Annotated in this window: 14 protein-coding genes; 11 read left to right on the top strand and 3 right to left on the bottom strand. The window is 44.4% G+C overall.

Features of this window, described 5'->3' with window-relative positions:
• Positions 1 to 51: 51 nt before the first annotated feature.
• On the top strand, positions 52 to 858 hold the full coding sequence (locus tag RYZ26_RS05540) for a hypothetical protein (protein WP_317682167.1): 807 nt from the start codon (positions 52 to 54) through the stop codon (positions 856 to 858).
• Positions 859 to 1,016: 158 nt separating this feature from the next.
• Positions 1,017 to 1,685 carry a class I SAM-dependent methyltransferase gene (locus tag RYZ26_RS05535; RefSeq protein WP_317682166.1) on the top strand — a complete coding sequence of 223 codons (669 nt, stop codon included), beginning with the start codon at positions 1,017 to 1,019 and terminating at the stop codon, positions 1,683 to 1,685.
• On the opposite strand, the gene pseI is transcribed toward RYZ26_RS05535, so the two are convergent.
• A complete protein-coding gene (gene pseI, locus RYZ26_RS05530) occupies positions 1,682 to 2,731 on the bottom strand; it encodes a pseudaminic acid synthase (RefSeq protein ID WP_317682165.1) in 1,050 nt (349 codons plus the stop codon). The genes RYZ26_RS05535 and pseI overlap by 4 nt on opposite strands.
• 128 nt (positions 2,732 to 2,859) lie before the next feature.
• Between pseI and RYZ26_RS05525 the strand changes: the two genes are divergently transcribed.
• The 9 genes from RYZ26_RS05525 (at position 2,860) to RYZ26_RS05485 (ending at position 13,911) form a co-directional block, all read left to right on the top strand.
• Positions 2,860 to 3,750 carry a hypothetical protein gene (locus RYZ26_RS05525; RefSeq protein ID WP_317682164.1) on the top strand — a complete coding sequence of 297 codons (891 nt, stop codon included), beginning with the start codon at positions 2,860 to 2,862 and terminating at the stop codon, positions 3,748 to 3,750.
• Between the two features lie 9 nt (positions 3,751 to 3,759).
• A complete protein-coding gene (locus tag RYZ26_RS05520) occupies positions 3,760 to 5,253 on the top strand; it encodes a tetratricopeptide repeat protein (protein ID WP_317682163.1) in 1,494 nt (497 codons plus the stop codon).
• Complete coding sequence (locus RYZ26_RS05515; RefSeq protein ID WP_317682162.1) at positions 5,250 to 6,758, top strand: tetratricopeptide repeat protein; 1,509 nt, start codon at positions 5,250 to 5,252, stop codon at positions 6,756 to 6,758. Before RYZ26_RS05520 ends, RYZ26_RS05515 begins: the two co-directional genes overlap by 4 nt.
• Before the next feature lie 92 nt (positions 6,759 to 6,850).
• Complete coding sequence (locus RYZ26_RS05510; RefSeq protein WP_317682161.1) at positions 6,851 to 8,026, top strand: flagellin N-terminal helical domain-containing protein; 1,176 nt, start codon at positions 6,851 to 6,853, stop codon at positions 8,024 to 8,026.
• Between the two features lie 109 nt (positions 8,027 to 8,135).
• Positions 8,136 to 10,067, top strand: coding sequence for a 6-hydroxymethylpterin diphosphokinase MptE-like protein (locus RYZ26_RS05505; RefSeq protein WP_317682160.1), 1,932 nt, complete (start codon positions 8,136 to 8,138; stop codon positions 10,065 to 10,067).
• A 222-nt stretch (positions 10,068 to 10,289) separates the two neighbouring features.
• Positions 10,290 to 12,014 carry an O-linked N-acetylglucosamine transferase family protein gene (locus RYZ26_RS05500; RefSeq protein WP_317682159.1) on the top strand — a complete coding sequence of 575 codons (1,725 nt, stop codon included), beginning with the start codon at positions 10,290 to 10,292 and terminating at the stop codon, positions 12,012 to 12,014.
• Between the two features lie 82 nt (positions 12,015 to 12,096).
• On the top strand, positions 12,097 to 12,618 hold the full coding sequence (locus tag RYZ26_RS05495) for a flagellar biosynthesis regulator FlaF (RefSeq protein ID WP_317682158.1): 522 nt from the start codon (positions 12,097 to 12,099) through the stop codon (positions 12,616 to 12,618).
• A 31-nt stretch (positions 12,619 to 12,649) separates the two neighbouring features.
• Positions 12,650 to 13,405: a sugar phosphate nucleotidyltransferase gene (locus RYZ26_RS05490; protein ID WP_317682157.1), complete on the top strand. Its 756-nt coding sequence runs from the start codon at positions 12,650 to 12,652 to the stop codon at positions 13,403 to 13,405.
• Positions 13,402 to 13,911: a dTDP-4-dehydrorhamnose 3,5-epimerase family protein gene (locus RYZ26_RS05485; protein WP_317682156.1), complete on the top strand. Its 510-nt coding sequence runs from the start codon at positions 13,402 to 13,404 to the stop codon at positions 13,909 to 13,911. Before RYZ26_RS05490 ends, RYZ26_RS05485 begins: the two co-directional genes overlap by 4 nt.
• A gap of 5 nt (positions 13,912 to 13,916) precedes the next feature.
• Here the strand turns inward: RYZ26_RS05485 and RYZ26_RS05480 are convergent, their stop codons facing one another.
• Positions 13,917 to 14,837, bottom strand: a complete 921-nt coding sequence (locus RYZ26_RS05480; protein ID WP_317682155.1) for a phytanoyl-CoA dioxygenase family protein — start codon at positions 14,835 to 14,837, stop codon at positions 13,917 to 13,919.
• The gene (locus tag RYZ26_RS05475) at positions 14,830 to 16,410 is read right to left on the bottom strand and encodes a hypothetical protein (RefSeq protein ID WP_317682154.1); all 1,581 of its coding nucleotides are present in this window, start codon (positions 16,408 to 16,410) and stop codon (positions 14,830 to 14,832) included. The genes RYZ26_RS05480 and RYZ26_RS05475 overlap by 8 nt, the downstream gene beginning before the upstream one ends.
• Positions 16,411 to 16,418 lie beyond the last annotated feature (8 nt).

Raw genomic sequence — 16,418 nt, 5'->3', positions numbered from 1 at the left:
CCTGAAAGATGCTAGAATAGCATTTACACAACAGAAGTTACGGTGAGCAATATGAGCAGCATTCTAAGCGGAGGCAACTTCGCAGATTCGTTTTCCGCAGTACAACTTGCGGCCTCACGCCCGACATTTGAACTTCAGTTCAACATGTTGCAAAACGCGCTGCTTGATCAACTTTCTGTAAAAGTCGAAGACCTTCAAAGTCAAGACATCAACAAAGTTGATGCCTTTCTTCAGGTTGAACAGAACAAACTCACCCGCGCACTTGCAGCTGTTGGTAAATTTGGGAACGATACACAACACAACAAAGATGTTGTTAAAGATATCTCAGCACAAATTGACCTTCTGACGACTGCCAATTCCAATTCTGACGAAACAGCCTTCAATGCAGCAAAAGCTGAAATTGACGAGCTGATGACAAACTACCTGAAAGATGTCGATGGCTCTGCTGCAGGCATGAATGTAAAGGATGGTTTGTATAGCTATCGCGAAAATGGCTCGGGTCTCTTAAATTACGCGGATTATGCTGATAGTGATGCCAGAACCACCGCAATTTCAGAGCTTCAAACCAGCCTGAATATTTCCATCAGTGTTCTGGATATTAACTTGGACACCGCCTACAAAATCTCAAATGAAGTACAAGGCAAACTGTCCAGCATCAGCATTCAAATCAATGCAGAGCAACTCGCCGCACAAACTGACGTCATCAATGAGATTGAGAAATTACGCGATGATCACGCGAATTTCCTGAAATACCTGTCCATTGCTTTTGAGGTATCCCAAGCCAATGCACAGGCACTTGCAGATAATTTGAGTGGAAACAACACTCAAAAAGGGACTGTCGTAGATATTATTTCCTGAGCCATACCAGCTTCAGCAAACATCTTCCTCTTTTCACTTGTTGTTTACCTTATGTATGCTAGCCTCAATATTCCAATTTTTATTCTGAGGCTAACATGTACCTTCTCCCGACAGCGCGCACTGAAATTCTTCCCTTTCTACCTCAACAAGGAAGAGTCGTGGAAATCGGTGTCTGCGAGGGTAACTTTTCTCAAGAAATTTTGGCAAAAAACAGTCCGAGCGAACTGCACCTGATTGACCCATGGGAATATCAGGAGCGCAGTGATTACAAGGATGATGTGAACAATGTTAGCAACAACAAACAAGAAGGCCGTTTCCGATATGTCTCAAAACGGTTCAAGCAACAAACACAAACTGGACAAGTGAAAATCCATCGCGACTACTCCACAAATGTTGCCAGCCAATATGCAGATAAATCTTTAGATTGGATTTTTATTGATGGACTTCATAGTTATGAGGGTGTGAAAGCGGATTTACAGGCTTACAAAGACAAAATAAAAGAAGACGGATTTATTCTAGGGCATGACTATACCAATCACCCAGATGCAAAACGTATGAATTTTGGTGTAATTGAAGCCGTCAATGAATTCCTGGAAGAGGGAGAATTTACCCTTTTTGCAATGACCTGGGAAAATTTCCCCTCATATGTACTATGCCGAAATGTTAATTCTCCCAATGCGCAATATTTCCTGGGCGGGTTTATGAATGTCTATAACAGCGCTCTTGAACTACCTGATTTCCCGTCAAAAATGACCTTTAAACATAGGGCTGCACGCGTCAAAGACCGTCCAGTTCTCATCCCTACATTCTCTGTTAAAGACGCCTAGACCTCAATGTAATCCATTTTAAGCGCGGTGCCCCTTTCCAGGTCTTCTGTCACTTTTTTCCCCTCAATTTTTGAAAACATGTCTGGGGAAAGACCGAAGCCTGGTCGGATGGATCGAACATTTTGAACTGAGATCACATCTCCCTTGGCAATGTCTTCAACCACATAAAGTGACCGTCTGAACAGACTGTTTTCTTTCTCGCCTTCGGTCTGTTCAAAACTCGCATGCCCAAGTGCAGACCAGGCCTGTCCCGTTTCTTCCACAAGTTTCTTCAATTCGTCCGGTTCCAAAGAAAAAGCACTATCTGCCCCGCCATCGGCGCGGCGAAGGGTAAAGTGCTTTTCAATGACAGAAGCTTCCATCGCGACGGCAGCAACAGAAACAGACGTCCCTAAAGTATGATCTGAAAGACCAATCGGACAATCAAAAGCATCTCGGAGCGCGCCAATCGTTTTTAGGTTGGCTTCTTCATATTTTGCCGGGTAGGAACTAACACAATGTAAAAGAATAATCTGTTCATTCCCCTCCCCCCGAACGGCACTCACGGCATCTTCAATTTCTTTGAGATTAGCCATTCCCGTTGACATAATTATGGGTTTCATGGTGCGCGCCATACTTCTGACAAGCGGCAGATCCAACAATTCAAAGGAGGCAACCTTGTAGGCAGGTACATCAAATGTTTCCAAAAAATCAATCGCCGTTTCATCAAAGGGAGAGCTAAACGCAATCAAACCCAATTCACGCGCGCGCTCAAACAAGGGACCATGCCATTCCCAAGGCGTATGGGCCTCATCATACAAATCATACAATCGACGCCCTGCCCATGGCCCTTTCGGAATCAAGAAATCAGGTTTTGAACAATCAATTGTAATCGTATCTGCACGATATGTTTGTAATTTTACGGCTTGCGCACCACTTTTTTTCGCCACCTCCAAAAGTTCCAAGGCACGGCCGATATCACCATTATGGTTTGCCGAAACTTCTGCAATAATGAAAGGGGGCTGCCCTTTCCCAATTTTCACTCCGGCGATCTCAAGCACGTCCATAGCAGGTCCTCATGATGGTCAAATGTCCAAGTTGGCGATTTTTTTGGCATTTTTTACAATTCGTTTGCCTTTTCTTAACCGCCTTGCCCATTATATGTAAAGACTGATTGATAAAGCGAGACTTGATTATGCAAAAAAATAAGAAGGCATTGGTGACACTTGCGATTGGCGACCACTATGTCGATCTCTGGAATAAGTACTGCAAAAGAACGTGGGAACCATATGCAGAAAAATATGGCTACGATATTGTCATAATCAAACGTTGGCTTGATGATTCAGAACTCGCCACGACCAGGCCTCCTCACTGGCAAAAACTCCTGATTCTGGAAGCCGAAGAAACCCAGGGATATGACCATCTGGTTTGGATTGATACAGACATTGTAATCAATTCAGAAACGGCCCCATGTATTGTAGACAGCAATCAATCCGACAAAATTGGTGTCGTTCGCTATAACGAAACCTACTCTGCAGAAATGATTGACGGCGGTTTTGCGCGCACCATCAAGAATAATATTAATCAGGAAATTGCCAAGGCCGGGAAAATGTCTTTCAGCGAAAGATATGAAAGAGCTGGGCTTGCTGGCGATGTCGATGACATGATCAATACAGGGGTGATGGTCTTGCGCCCTGAACATGGTGAAACACTGCGTTATGTTTATGACAATTACGAAGAAAACCCTTTTAGTGCCAAAGAAAATATCCCACTGTCCTACCATCTATTAAAAAATGACCTGGTTAATGGCATTGACGGACGTTTCAACAAAATTGTTGATCTGGAGATTATGCACCATCATCCCTATCTGATGATCCACGGTTACAAAACAGATACCAAAGCGATATTCAGTATCATCAATTCACTTTTCCTGAATTCTTTCTTCCTTCATTTCATTGAAGGTGGCACACGCGGCTATATGCAAATGGTTATCCCAGGTGCAAAGCACCCGGATGTCTTTGGCAATATTCAGCACAATGCCCCGGAAAGTGAATTTATCATCGGCACCCACAAAGCTTATTTATAAGCAGAAAAAATGGGTGATGACCTCAAACAGATTAGAAGACTGATCAACCAAGGCGAGTTTAAACAGGCAATCCTTGTCAGTCAGTCCCTACATGATGATGATCCTCTTGTTCTGGAAGTACAGGCCATCGCCTATAGCGCTCTTGGAAAAGATGAAGAAGCCTACCAATACCAGAGCAAGGCCCTTGCCCTGGCCCCACACAACACGGGATTGAAAAAAAATCTGGCTGTTTTTGCGATCAAGACCCACCGCCATGACGTTGCTTGTCAAACACTGAAGGACCTATACGACCCCAATGCCCCTGACCTTGGCCTCCTGTTCAATCTGGTCATTTCTGCACAAAAGTCAGGCCTTGATGAAGAAACGCAAAAATATTGTAAAACCTATCTTGAACTTGACAAAAGCAATCTGCAGATATGGCGCATTCTAGTAAAATCATATGTGCAAGGGCACCAACTAGAAAAAGCGCTTGAGACCTATTCCTCAGCACAAAAACATCATAAATTGGCACATCAGGATTATTTTAACATAGGATTAGTTGCCCGCGATCTCGGATTACTGGATGACGCAGAACAAGCATTTGTGACGGCCTTACTGGAAACACCAGACCATGTGGACAGTCACTTCGAATATGCACAATGTCTGCTGGCAAGAGGGCAAATGGCCGACGGGTTTCAAGAATTTGAATGGCGCCTCCAAAAAGCCAACGCCCCTAAATGGTCCTATTTCCCCCCTCTCCATAAACACGAAACTTCTGAAAGCAAACGCCTTCTTGTCTATACTGAACAAGGCGCTGGGGATGCGATCCATTTCAGCCGATACTTACGCATACTTGAAAAACACAACATCGACTATCACCTGTTGTGCCATCCCGCCATTGTCCCGCTTTTCAAGGAGTTGGGATTACCTGCCAGTTCACATACCGACAGCCCCCCAGTGTGCGATAGACAATGTTCACTTTTAAGCCTGCCCTATCTTTATGATATTTATGAAACGCCTATCGCACCCAGCATCCCGCCCACATTATCAATTGATCACTCAACCACAAGCGAGAAACTGAATGTCGGTATCTGCTGGACTGGTTCAAAAGCTTTTGCCAACAATGCATTGCGCTCTTGCGGATTAGAACCCATTTCTCACCTTCTTGAAATCAACGGGGTGAACTGGGTCAGTTTGATGCCCGATACATCAGATGATATTCGGGAAAAGTACAATCTGAGCACCCCTCTTAACCTGAATTCCAACTACCTCGAAACCGCACATATCATCAAAAATTTGGATCTTGTGATAACCGTAGATACATCAGTTGCTCATCTATCGGGTTTACTTGGAAAGAAAACATGGATTATTCTGCATTCTTCCCCTGATTGGAGATGGACGAGCATCAATGATCAATCCACACTTTACCCGAGCCTCACAATTTACAAGCAGGAAAACTATGGTCAGTGGGAGAGCGTCATTGACCGTATCAAGACAAACCTAATAGCACTCACAAAAAAATGACCGAAATTGAAGATCTATATAATCAGGCCATAGAATTAGAACAGGCTGGTGAAAACGAAAAGGCTATTGCACTTTTCACCCAATTGGCTGAACTCTCACCCAAAGATGTGATGAGCAGACATCGTCTTGCCATTTTACACTTCAACCAATCAGATTTTAAAACAGCGCAAAAGATCGCTCAAAATGCTTTGAAACTGGCCCCCAAACATGTAGAACTTAATTTCCTTATTTCTGAGGCTATGTGGCGAAGTAATCAAAAAAAACTCTCCATCAGACATCTGAACTATACGCTCCAGCTTTTACCTGATTCAACGCGAATTCATTCCAGCTTGGCACAGAAATACTATGAGACCGCCCAACTTGAACTCGCCCTGAAGCATTTTTCAATCATCCGGGAACTAGAACCAAAGAACTGCGTAAACCTGAAGGATCTCGCTCGTACTTTATTCTATATGCAAAAACTGGAAAAAGCTGCGGAAGCATACAAAGAACTATTGGCACTCACACCAGATGATGCCGAAAATCACTTTCTGTTTGGCACCCTTCTGCTCTCTCTTGGCGAAACAACCGAGGCGTGGGAACATTATTCGTGGCGCCACAGATACCAAGCTCCCCAATTTACATCTTTCAAAGACAACTATACCCAATGGGTGGGTCAGCCCCTGCAAGGAAAATCCATCCTGGTAACGTGGGAACAAGGGCTGGGCGACACAGTTCACTTTGTGCGGTATGTGTTTCATTTGTGCGCGATGGGCGCCCATGTCATTCTTGATACACGCCCCATCCTGATTGAACTTTTTGAACGGCTGATCCCAGAAAACAAATCGATCACAATCCACAATGCCGATCAAGAAAAGCCCGACGCAGATTTTCTGATTTCCATCATGGATATTCCCTATGTCCTGAGATCCCTGAATTTGCCGGATCTGGACTATGAATTTCCTTATTTGAAAGCACCCGACGACCTCGTTCTGAAATTCCAAGAGAGGCTTTCCTCCCACAACGGATTCAAAATCGGTATTTCCTGGCAAGGAAACCCTGACTACCCACGTGATGCAACACGTTCCATTCCTTTAAGCGCCTTTGAACCGATTGCCAAGCTCGAAGGAATTGATCTGATCAGTGTTCAGGCGATCTTTGGCACAGACCAAATTAAAAACGTTCCTTTTCCCATTGAAGACCTGGAAACAGATTTACTGGGTGAAGACAGAGGTCTTGCACCTCTTGCAGCGGCCATTTCACAAATGGACCTCATGATTACATGTGATTCCGCAACCGCACATATTGCAGGCGCCATGAACGTACCGACCTGGCTGATGCTGCCGACAATACCGGATTGGCGTTGGGGGTGGGGCAAAACGACAACAGTATTATACCCTTCCCTAACTCTCATTCGCTGCCCTTCTGATCAGAGCTGGAATGAGGTTCTCGTCAACACCTCGACCCAACTTAAACACCACATTCAACGCCAGAATACCCGGCATTTTTTTCCTATTGACAGTTAAGTCTTTATATATAACAATCCAGAGTAACCGGTTATCTATCGGCATTGTAGGAGAAGAATCTCCAACGAAAGTACTCTAGAAAGGAGTTTATTATGTCTAACGTAACGTTATCAGCAGCTGTTCGCGACAGCCTGCTGTCACTGCAAAACACCACAAATCTTATCGAACGTACACAAGGCCGTCTGTCTACAGGCCTTGAAGTTGCGTCTGCGATTGACGATCCTGTAAAGTTCTTCCAGGCGAAGACACTCAGTGACCGTGCTTCTGATTTTGACAGTAAAAAGAACGATATTGACCAAGGTATCTCAACAGTAACAGCTGCACTTGATGCAACGGAAGCCGTTGAAGATATCGTGGCACAGCTTAAAGGTCTTGCACTTTCTGCTAAATCTGCGACTAGCTCTCAAATTGGCGAATTGGTTAGCCAGTTTAACGACCTTCGCACACAGATTAACAACCTGACAGCTGACGCTGAATATCAAGGTCTGAACCTTGTAAACGGTACAGGCAGCACGCTGACTGTTCAATTCTCAAACGAAACAACAAGTACACTTTCAGTGGCTTCTGTTGACCTTCGTGCACAACAAGGTCTGGGCATTGAGAAAGCCGTTACTGCGAAAGCAACAACTGGTCAAGTTCTGAACTTCTCTTATGCTCGTGTTACCAACACGACACTTTCCGGTCAGGAAAAAATCACCCTTACTTACGCTGGTGAAACAGCCTTTACTCTGGGTAACGGCTCTGGTGCAACAACTTACACCTTCTCTTATGGTGGTAACACCTTCACCATCACCGTAAGTTCCGGTGGTAACGGTGGTGATAACTACGCCTTCTCTGGTGGCGCGGTTCTTTCTGCCGGTAAGGCAATCACACTGACTATCCAAAGTGCGGGTAACGCTTCTGGTTCAGGTAAAATCGAACTTGCTGGTGGTTCCATCACAGCGTCTGAAACAGATGGTGTTCGCGTTCTGGATAAAGACTTCACAACTCAGGTAAGTGCGGCCATTACTGATTTGGAAAGTGCATTGACAACACTTCGTACCAAATCACAAAACCTTGGTTCGAACGTTGCCCTGTTGCAAACACGCCTTGAATTCACTGAAACATATGTGAATACACTGCAAGCAGGTTCTGACAAACTGACACTTGCAGACCTTAACGAAGAGGGTGCAAACCTGTTGGCACTTCAAACACGCCAGCAATTGGGTATTCAGGCCCTGTCCTTCGCGGGTCAAGCAGAACAAGGTATCTTGGGTCTCTTCCGTTAAGGAATTTAAAACCCGAATACAAATTAGAGGAGGATGTTTTTACATCCTCCTTTTTTTGTTCTATAAATTCCCTATACTGTTTTTTATTCATAGCAAATCGTTTTTCAGCATGTCAGATCAAGCCGATATCAAGTTATTCGAAAAAAACCTGTCTTGTTTCAAATTATATGCCCCGTACGTCTTTGAGAAACTCACTCAGGTTCAGTCTCCGCACTCAGAGCTTTTCTTCCATGAAAACGGGTCCCCGGATATCATTTTCAGGGGGCAAAAGCTATATGACACAGATGATCTTGATAAATTTATAGATCAACAACTTGACACTTATTTCAATGCACGACACCGCGTCTTTCTGACGCCCCCGGCGACCGACAACCTTGATGAAATTTCGGGGAAATATAATTATAATGTTTTAAAACGTGCAACGGATGAAGGTGTCACCTTTGCGACCAATATGCTGGGAGATGATACTTTTCAGGCGATTTCATTCGGCGTGGGACTGGGGCAGCACATCCTCCCCTTTGCCAAACGTTCGAATGCCATTGGCATTACCTTAATCGAACCCAATATTGAATTTCTTTATCATTCCCTCTTCGTCACCGATTGGGATGAAATTTTCACGTATTTTAATGGCAAAGACGCGGGACGTTATCTCAATATTCTCTGTCATACTGATCCGCATGCAACCTTTCATGATTGTGTTGCATTTATTCGCGGCATGAACCCTCCTTATTGTGATGGCGTTGATTTTTTCCGTCACTACCCCAGTTCCTTGATGGAAGAAATGTTCAATCTGATCCGCAAGGAAATCAATCTTGTCGTCATGGGGCTCGGTTTCTACAATGATGAAGAAATCATGATCCGCAACAGCTACCTGAATATGAAAGATTACAGATCTTTCGTTTTCAAAAACGCGGACATCAAGATTGATCTTCCCGTATTTGTTATCGGCGCAGGCCCGTCTCTCGAACAATCCATTGACTTTATTAAAGAAAACCAGGATCGCGCCCTGGTCGTTGCAGGCGGCACATCTCTGCAGCCGTTGATGCGAGCCGGCATTCGCCCTGACTTTCAGGTCGAAGTAGAAAATGTTGAAGCCTCTATCACAGTCTTGGAAAAAGCCAAGAAAGAGTTCGACCTAAGCAATACAACACTTGTGACCACCACAACGATGCAACCAGATGCGATTGCCTGTTTTGACAATACAGTGCTGTATTTCCGTCAAAGCCTGAGCTCGACTCCTATTTTTACCCTGGGTTCTGACTATCAATTGTTAGAAGTTGGCCCAACAGTTACAAATGCAGCCCTTTCCTTCGCCCAACAGGTCGGTGGACGTGAATTCTATTTCTTCGGAATGGACTTTGGCGCACGCGACGCACAAAAAACACATGTAAAAAATACCGCTTACGAAAAAGACATCAAATACAGCCGAGAATTCAAAAATAAGTACCGAGGAAACTTTGGTGGCACAGTCTTTATCGATTCAATCATGCATTGGGCACGAAGCGTCGCTGAAAGAAGTATTATTCGCTTCAATAACGGACGTACGTATTACAACTGCAGTGACGGTGCCTATATCGAACGGGCAACTCCACGCCTGCCCCGTGCATTGAAACCCCTTGCTGAACTTCCTTTTGACAAAAGTGCGACCGTTGCAAAAATCAAAGAAAATTTCGAACTTTACACAGACGAACATTTTGAAAAAACCTGGGGACGCGAAGACTGGCAACAGCAGGTAAATGACCTTTGCGATGCAATTATCGAAACCATTGATGACGTGAAAGAAGAGAATTACTGGTCACGATATGTCGAACGTATCGCCAGACTTATTATTTCTCCAGACGAAGAAACGACACCTGCCCAATTCATGTTGCGCGGTTCAATCTTCATGATGTTTATGACGACAATTTTCTACCCAACACGCGTTATCCAAGAAGAAAAAAGAGAACTTGTCAGAGAAATTGTTCGTGAAGAATTAAGAAATTCAATGTTAGAGTTAAAAGAACGAACCAACACATTTTACGACGATCTATTGAAAAAATAACAACGTCTAAAAGTCTTTGTAAGGGAATGGAACAAACAAATGACATCAGCTCTGGATATCACAAAAATCGAACAATGTAGCCAATGTCTCATCGACAATGATTTTGTTGGGGCATTAACATTGTCCGGAGAATTCATTGAAGAAAACAAAAAACACCCTTATGGCATCCTGTTCCTTTCTATGACAGCCTATCTTATGGGTGATTCAGAACGCGCTGTGGTCATGCTCGAAGAATTGCATGAGGAAAACCCGGATAATCAGGAAATTGTTGATGCGCTGGCGGTTATCCTTGCGCGCTCCGGCAACGTCAATGAAGCGACCTACTATGCAAAATTGGCTACAGTTCTGGAAAGCGACCCGGCCATTCACACTCTCGTTCCGGAATTTTTCAGAGATTTCGCGCAAGCGCTCGATTCATCTTACAAGGCAGACAACCTGATTTCTGCAATTCTCGCCTACGAAGAGGGTGATTACGCCCAAGCCATCAAACTCTGCCGCAACAACATCAAAACTGCGCCAAACAATTGGAAAGCCTATAGCCAAATGGGCAAGGCGCTGATGAAGACGTATAATTTTCGAGATGCCATCACCTCTTTTCAGACGACCATCAGCGGTACGCGTGCGCCCAACAGCGACATTTTGTTTGACATTGCAACCTGTCAATTAGAACTCGGTCAATTCGAAGACTGCCTCTACAGCCTGAAAGTAGCGCACAAATATTGCAATCAGGCGGCACAGCCAGAAAATGAACTTTCCCGCATTATTGAAAAGCTTAGCCATCTCCCCCTTGATTGTCGCGACTTCAAGCAAGCACTTGAAACCGATTTGAAAAACATCGTCCTTGATGACGTAGATGAAGCCATTCTCATTGGGGGTGGCGAAGATTTGGATGACCGCAAAATCCGTATCGCCTATCTATCTGATTCTTTCTACGACTGCCCCAAAGGGCACTTTATTGAGCGGGCATTAACAGGCCACGACAAATCTAAATTTGAAATTTTCTGTTACCAGCAAAATAGTAAATCTGACTCAACCACATCGCGGATCAAAGTATTGGCCGATGATTGGCGTGATGTAGGCGAGTTGGATGATCTGACAGCTGCCTATCTGATCACTTGTGACGGTATTGATATTCTCATTGATACGATCGGTGTCAGCGAAAACCAGCGCATCAACGTAATTGCCCAAAAACCGGCACCAATTGTCCTTTCCTGGCTTAACAGTGTAGATAGCTCATCTTTCTGTGAGATTGATGACATTCTGACATCCGAAAAATTGACAAACGGGGGCATATCGTTTGACGCTGGCGCAGACCTCTTTAAAATGGATCATACGGTAAACAATGAACGCGCTGAAAATACAGCACTTATTCTAACGGCATGCTGCAACCTGGGCACAATGACCCCGGACACTTTCAGCACCTGGGCTGAAATTCTGCTGAAACTGCCAAATGCAAACATTCTTTTTGGTGGCCCTGGCAGCAATCAAAAACCGCAACGTGAAAAAATCACCAGCTACTTCATGAATTATGGCCTGGCAAATCGTATCTTTTTCCAGAACTCGGCAACGGAAACACCTTCATTAAGTGAACTTTTGAACGTAAGTGATATCCACCTCTCCGCACTAAATGACAAGGACGTGAACACAACGGCTTCAGTTCTTGCATCAGGGACACCGACCATTGTCTTTCAAGATAAAAATGCGCCAAGCTCAAGCATCCCAGGAAATGGCGACCTGATTTTAAATTGCCAAAAAGAAGAATGGCTGGCTTCTTCGAGCGCTGAATACATCGAAAAGACCTGTGCAGCGGCAGAAGACTACCAAACACATGATAAAGCACACATGCACACAGAGATCATTAAAACACCTCCTTACCAAGTTCAGTCATTGGCAAAGGACCTGGAAGGTGCCTACATCAATGCCCTAAAGAGCAAAGATTTGATTTAAACATTGATCCAAAGCGCCACGCTTTATAAAATTATACAAGCTTTCATACTGTTTCTTACAGTTATCCAACGGGATTAAACAAATGACTTACACAAACCAACCAGACCAAGGTTATTCTTCAACACCCGCAGGCGGCCAACCTACTTATAGCGAAGCCTGGGCCTTGATTGCTGCAGCTCGCCAACTCATTGAAAGCACGCAAATTGAAGAGAACGCAGAACGCAAGAAAACTATGCAGGCTGCATTGCGCAAAAACTGGAAACTCTGGACAATTTTTCAGGCCGAACTGGCTGTTGAAGAAGAATGCAATATCCCGAACGACATCCGCATCAATATGTTAACGCTGGCCAAATTTATTGATAACCACACAGTTCAGCAACTGCCCGACCCTGATCCTGAACGGATCCTTGTACTGGTCGATATTAACCGAAACATTGCAAATGGTCTTCTGGAAGGCGCCAAGGCGGAGCAGGAGAATGTCGAAGGTGATCCATCTATTCCACCTGCTGCGCCGCAGCCACCAGCGCCAGCTGCTCCACAAGCAAATGAGCCACAGCCAGAAGTGGACCCTGCCCTGCTACAAGGTTTAAACGAAGAGGCATAAATCCCCTGCTTCTGAAATTGTAAGTCAGACCGTGCAATATGTTTTTCTAGTTGGTGGTTTCGGAACGCGTCTTGGTCAGCGAACGAAAACCACCCCGAAACCCTTGCTTTCAATCGCGGGAAAGCCCTTTCTATTGCATTTGATAAAATGGGCAAAAGCAGCATCTGCCCATCAGGTCCTGCTCCTATCCGGATATAAGGGTGGGCAAATTCAGGAGTTTGCAAAAACTCATAGCACAAAAGAATTACCCATTGAAGTTGTGCAGGAAAATGCCCCCCTTGGTACCGGAGGCTCAATCCTGAACGCCAGGCAATGCCTAGAGGACCAGTTCATTGCTGCCAACGGCGACTCCTGGCTCGCATTTGACCCTACGTCCTTGTCAGACATGTTTAGCAAACATAAGGATATCGATGGCGTCATGGCACTACGTCATCTGGACAATACAGCCTCCTCCGGGATCGTACATCTCAATCAAGATGACATTATTACTCACTTTGAAGAACGTGGCGGCAACCACCCAGGCCTGATCAATGCAGGTATTTATCATCTGAAAAAAGCCGTACTGGACAATCCGAATTGTCCTGAAGGTGTTTTTTCAATTGAACGAGACTTTTTCCCAAAACTGGCAAAAGAGAACAAATTGGCAGGCCAAACATTTGATCGCTTCTTTATCGATATCGGTACACCTGACAATTTTGAAAAAGCAGATCAAACATTTTTTGATGAGATGAAGAACTTTGCCTCTTCCCACCCCCAAAACCCTAACTTTATGGACATGATAAAATGAAAGTCGACAAAACAAAACTGGATGGCGTTTTAAAAATAACACCCCCGACAATTTTTGAAGACTTCAGGGGGGAATATATCGAAACCTATAACGAACGTATCTATCACGAAGCCGGGATCACACAGAAATTCATTCAAGATGATATTTCTCTCTCCTCTCGCCATGTGTTGCGTGGCATTCACGGCGATCAGGAAACCTGGAAACTGATCAGTTGTTTGCATGGCAAATTCTATATTGTCGTCATTAATAACGATCCGGAGTCAGATCAATACAGACAATGGGAAGGCCATACGCTTTCAGCAAAAAACCGACAGCAACTCCTCATCCCGCCAAAATTTGGTAATGGTCACGTGATCTTGAGTGAAGAAGCCATTTTTCACTATAAGCAAACCAGTGAATATAACCGAGCCGGCCAGTTTACATTGATCTGGAATGATCCAGAGCTGGATATTTTCTGGCCGATTGAAAACCCAATTCTTTCTTTGCGTGACAAATTCGATAAATAAAATCGTCACACAAATTCAATTTCGTCACTCGCCAACCTTTGTTTTTCGCTGAGTTCATCCAGCAAAAACTTAGGTGCACGCAATTTTGGACCACCGCCACCATATTCTTCATGCGGAACATAGTTAAAAATCACAATGGTGCGGTCTGTCTGTGTTGGTTTTTGCCCGCAGTGGAAGGCTGATGTGTCTTCCACGACCAAGTCGCCAGCTTTACCATGATGGTGTAAAATCCGATCTTCGCCAAAATGATGAACCATTTCCTCTTCAGTCCATCTGATCTTGTCAAAGCAACCCTCGAAACGATCTTTATGACTGTTCTTGACCAAGGCATGCGGGCCCGTTCCTTCATCCACATCATGCAACAAGAGAAAGGCTTTGACCATCTTCGCTGCATTGCCATCGATGTGATAAAGCTGCGTATCAAACGGTGGCAAGTCATTTGCCAGAGATTTGGTAATTTTAAGAAAGCCCATCGATGGCAAACAGCCCATATACGCGCCGACAATATCCAGAATTTTTTCATCCAGACCAATACGTAGCAAATCCGGGAAATGCATCAACGGGTCCTGCAACTGCACCATATGCGTGCGGTGGGCGAAAGCATCCAGGCCTTTTTCCACATCTTCCTGACTTATTCGGCCCACATCCCAATCTTCCTGCCCCGGTTTCCGAGCGGCAATATCACGTGGTAGCTGTAAGTTAACCCCTTGCCTGGCCCAGCTTTCAAACTGGTCATTGATTTTCTTGACACGATCTTTTTCGATATATCCGCCATAGGGTAAAAATCCATCTTCTTCCAGCACACGAACTTCATCGGCACGCTCAATCGCCACCTGTTCAAACTCTTTCGTAAATTCTGGAAACTGTGCCCGGCGGGCCAAAATGGCATTTTCAGCCAGTTCGAATTGATCCATCGCATTACGCATTTTCTCTCTCCCTGGCGCCATTATCCGCCATACTTAACATCCCGCTCCAAAAATGATGGGCACTATAATAAGTCTTGAAAAATGAAGTCGCATTGTCCCTAATCAAATTGATCAAGTCTTTGTCTTGTTCCAAGTAGGTCAGTGCCGCCTTTAACTGAGCATAACTCTGAAACGGAATATAATGCACATAAGGCACAAGATAGTCCGGTACCTCTTCACTCTTTTCTTCCAGAATCATACTCCCCGTCAAAAGAGATTCCCAGACAGCACCTGTGATGGCTGTTTGCACGGTGTTTCGCGCAGAAAAAAGCAAAGACACGTCATATCTGGAAAATTGTCTTGCGTAGGCTTCCAACGTTGACAATTCACTCGTATTGCTATGATCAGATACCTCAACATGAACATTCAGTTCGTCATTCTGGATTTTCACCAACCAGGGCGCACGAATATCGTGAAGAGACCCATGAAATGCTGCAAAAATGTCCTTTTCCACCTCTGGAAAATGGAACAGTTCTTGAGGATAAGGACACGGATAACAAAAGGCCTTATCCTCCACTTCCTGTGGCAAAGCTCCAATATAACTTGATTGTGTATGGTGATGGGCATCTACCAATTCATCAGCCCATAGAAGCCCATTTTTCTGACCAAGATGCCATGCATCTGCAAAAAAGGAAATGAGACAACAGCCCGTTTCCCGTTTCAATTTTGTAAACTTTTCTTTCACAAAATCAGAGATCTCAGCATCACTGTGAATAAGAAAGTTATCAATGTACACATAGTCTGGACGCCACTGGATAATTTCTTTCGCCAGGCGTTCAACCTCATTTTTGAAATCGTCAGTCGAGAATGACGAGGTATGAACCAGCGCATCAGAAGCAAAAGAGCGATAGTCCAAACCGCACGCTTTCGCTGTCTTCTCATAAAAGTCAAAAAATTCAACTTCGCGCGCACGCGCTGACGCATAAGCATGTTGACGAAACACGCAAAGGACTTTTTTACCTTTAAATTCGTCAATGTGGCGAACATTCAGATCATTGAAATGTCGCAAAACTTTTGGCAATGCCGTATTGCCTGCCTGAAAATCTCGTACGCTTTGCTCAATAAGCCCTTTAAATTCTTCATAGGATGGTGCCGCGTTTTCACCTTTTGCAATCACCAGCTTTTTCCCATAGGGACGAATACGCATCGCCAGTTCCAGCAAGCCATTGACATACGCACCTTTACCCGACAGATACGCTTCCTTTACGGCATTGTAGATTTGTCCGCATAATTCATCGGCATCTTTTTCCGATGTCTTTCTAACCCATTTTAAAATCTGAGCGGAAATTCTCATCTCTTCCATTTTCTTATCTTGCAAAAGCAAGACATAACACAATAGAATCAAAGGCATAGCGCGATTAGGTTTATCCTGACACGCCATTCTGATGTACATTTCTGCCAATTCAATGCGATCATGTCGGACCATGGCATGAAAAATCCAGACCAGCGATGTTTCCTGATCCTTATATCTTTCAAACAGAGCCGGAACTTCATCCTTGTGATTTGGCAAAACCAACTGGTTTGGATTATTCATGCTTCAAC

Origin of the sequence: Terasakiella sediminum (assembly GCF_033100395.1) — a bacterium.
In the GTDB taxonomy this organism is placed as follows: Bacteria; Pseudomonadota; Alphaproteobacteria; order Rhodospirillales; family Terasakiellaceae; genus Terasakiella.
The sequence above is the reverse complement of the archived record's forward strand: the minus strand, read 5'-3'. Positions and strand labels throughout refer to the sequence as shown.

Coding starts and splice junctions, on each gene's coding strand:
- RYZ26_RS05540 (WP_317682167.1), top strand. CDS start 52: ATGAGCAGCATTCTAAGCGGAGGCAACTTCGCAGATTCGTTTTCCGCA.
- pseI (WP_317682165.1), bottom strand. CDS start 2,731: ATGGACGTGCTTGAGATCGCCGGAGTGAAAATTGGGAAAGGGCAGCCC.
- RYZ26_RS05525 (WP_317682164.1), top strand. CDS start 2,860: ATGCAAAAAAATAAGAAGGCATTGGTGACACTTGCGATTGGCGACCAC.
- RYZ26_RS05520 (WP_317682163.1), top strand. CDS start 3,760: ATGGGTGATGACCTCAAACAGATTAGAAGACTGATCAACCAAGGCGAG.
- RYZ26_RS05515 (WP_317682162.1), top strand. CDS start 5,250: ATGACCGAAATTGAAGATCTATATAATCAGGCCATAGAATTAGAACAG.
- RYZ26_RS05510 (WP_317682161.1), top strand. CDS start 6,851: ATGTCTAACGTAACGTTATCAGCAGCTGTTCGCGACAGCCTGCTGTCA.
- RYZ26_RS05505 (WP_317682160.1), top strand. CDS start 8,136: ATGTCAGATCAAGCCGATATCAAGTTATTCGAAAAAAACCTGTCTTGT.
- RYZ26_RS05500 (WP_317682159.1), top strand. CDS start 10,290: ATGCTCGAAGAATTGCATGAGGAAAACCCGGATAATCAGGAAATTGTT.
- RYZ26_RS05495 (WP_317682158.1), top strand. CDS start 12,097: ATGACTTACACAAACCAACCAGACCAAGGTTATTCTTCAACACCCGCA.
- RYZ26_RS05485 (WP_317682156.1), top strand. CDS start 13,402: ATGAAAGTCGACAAAACAAAACTGGATGGCGTTTTAAAAATAACACCC.
- RYZ26_RS05480 (WP_317682155.1), bottom strand. CDS start 14,837: ATGCGTAATGCGATGGATCAATTCGAACTGGCTGAAAATGCCATTTTG.
- RYZ26_RS05475 (WP_317682154.1), bottom strand. CDS start 16,410: ATGAATAATCCAAACCAGTTGGTTTTGCCAAATCACAAGGATGAAGTT.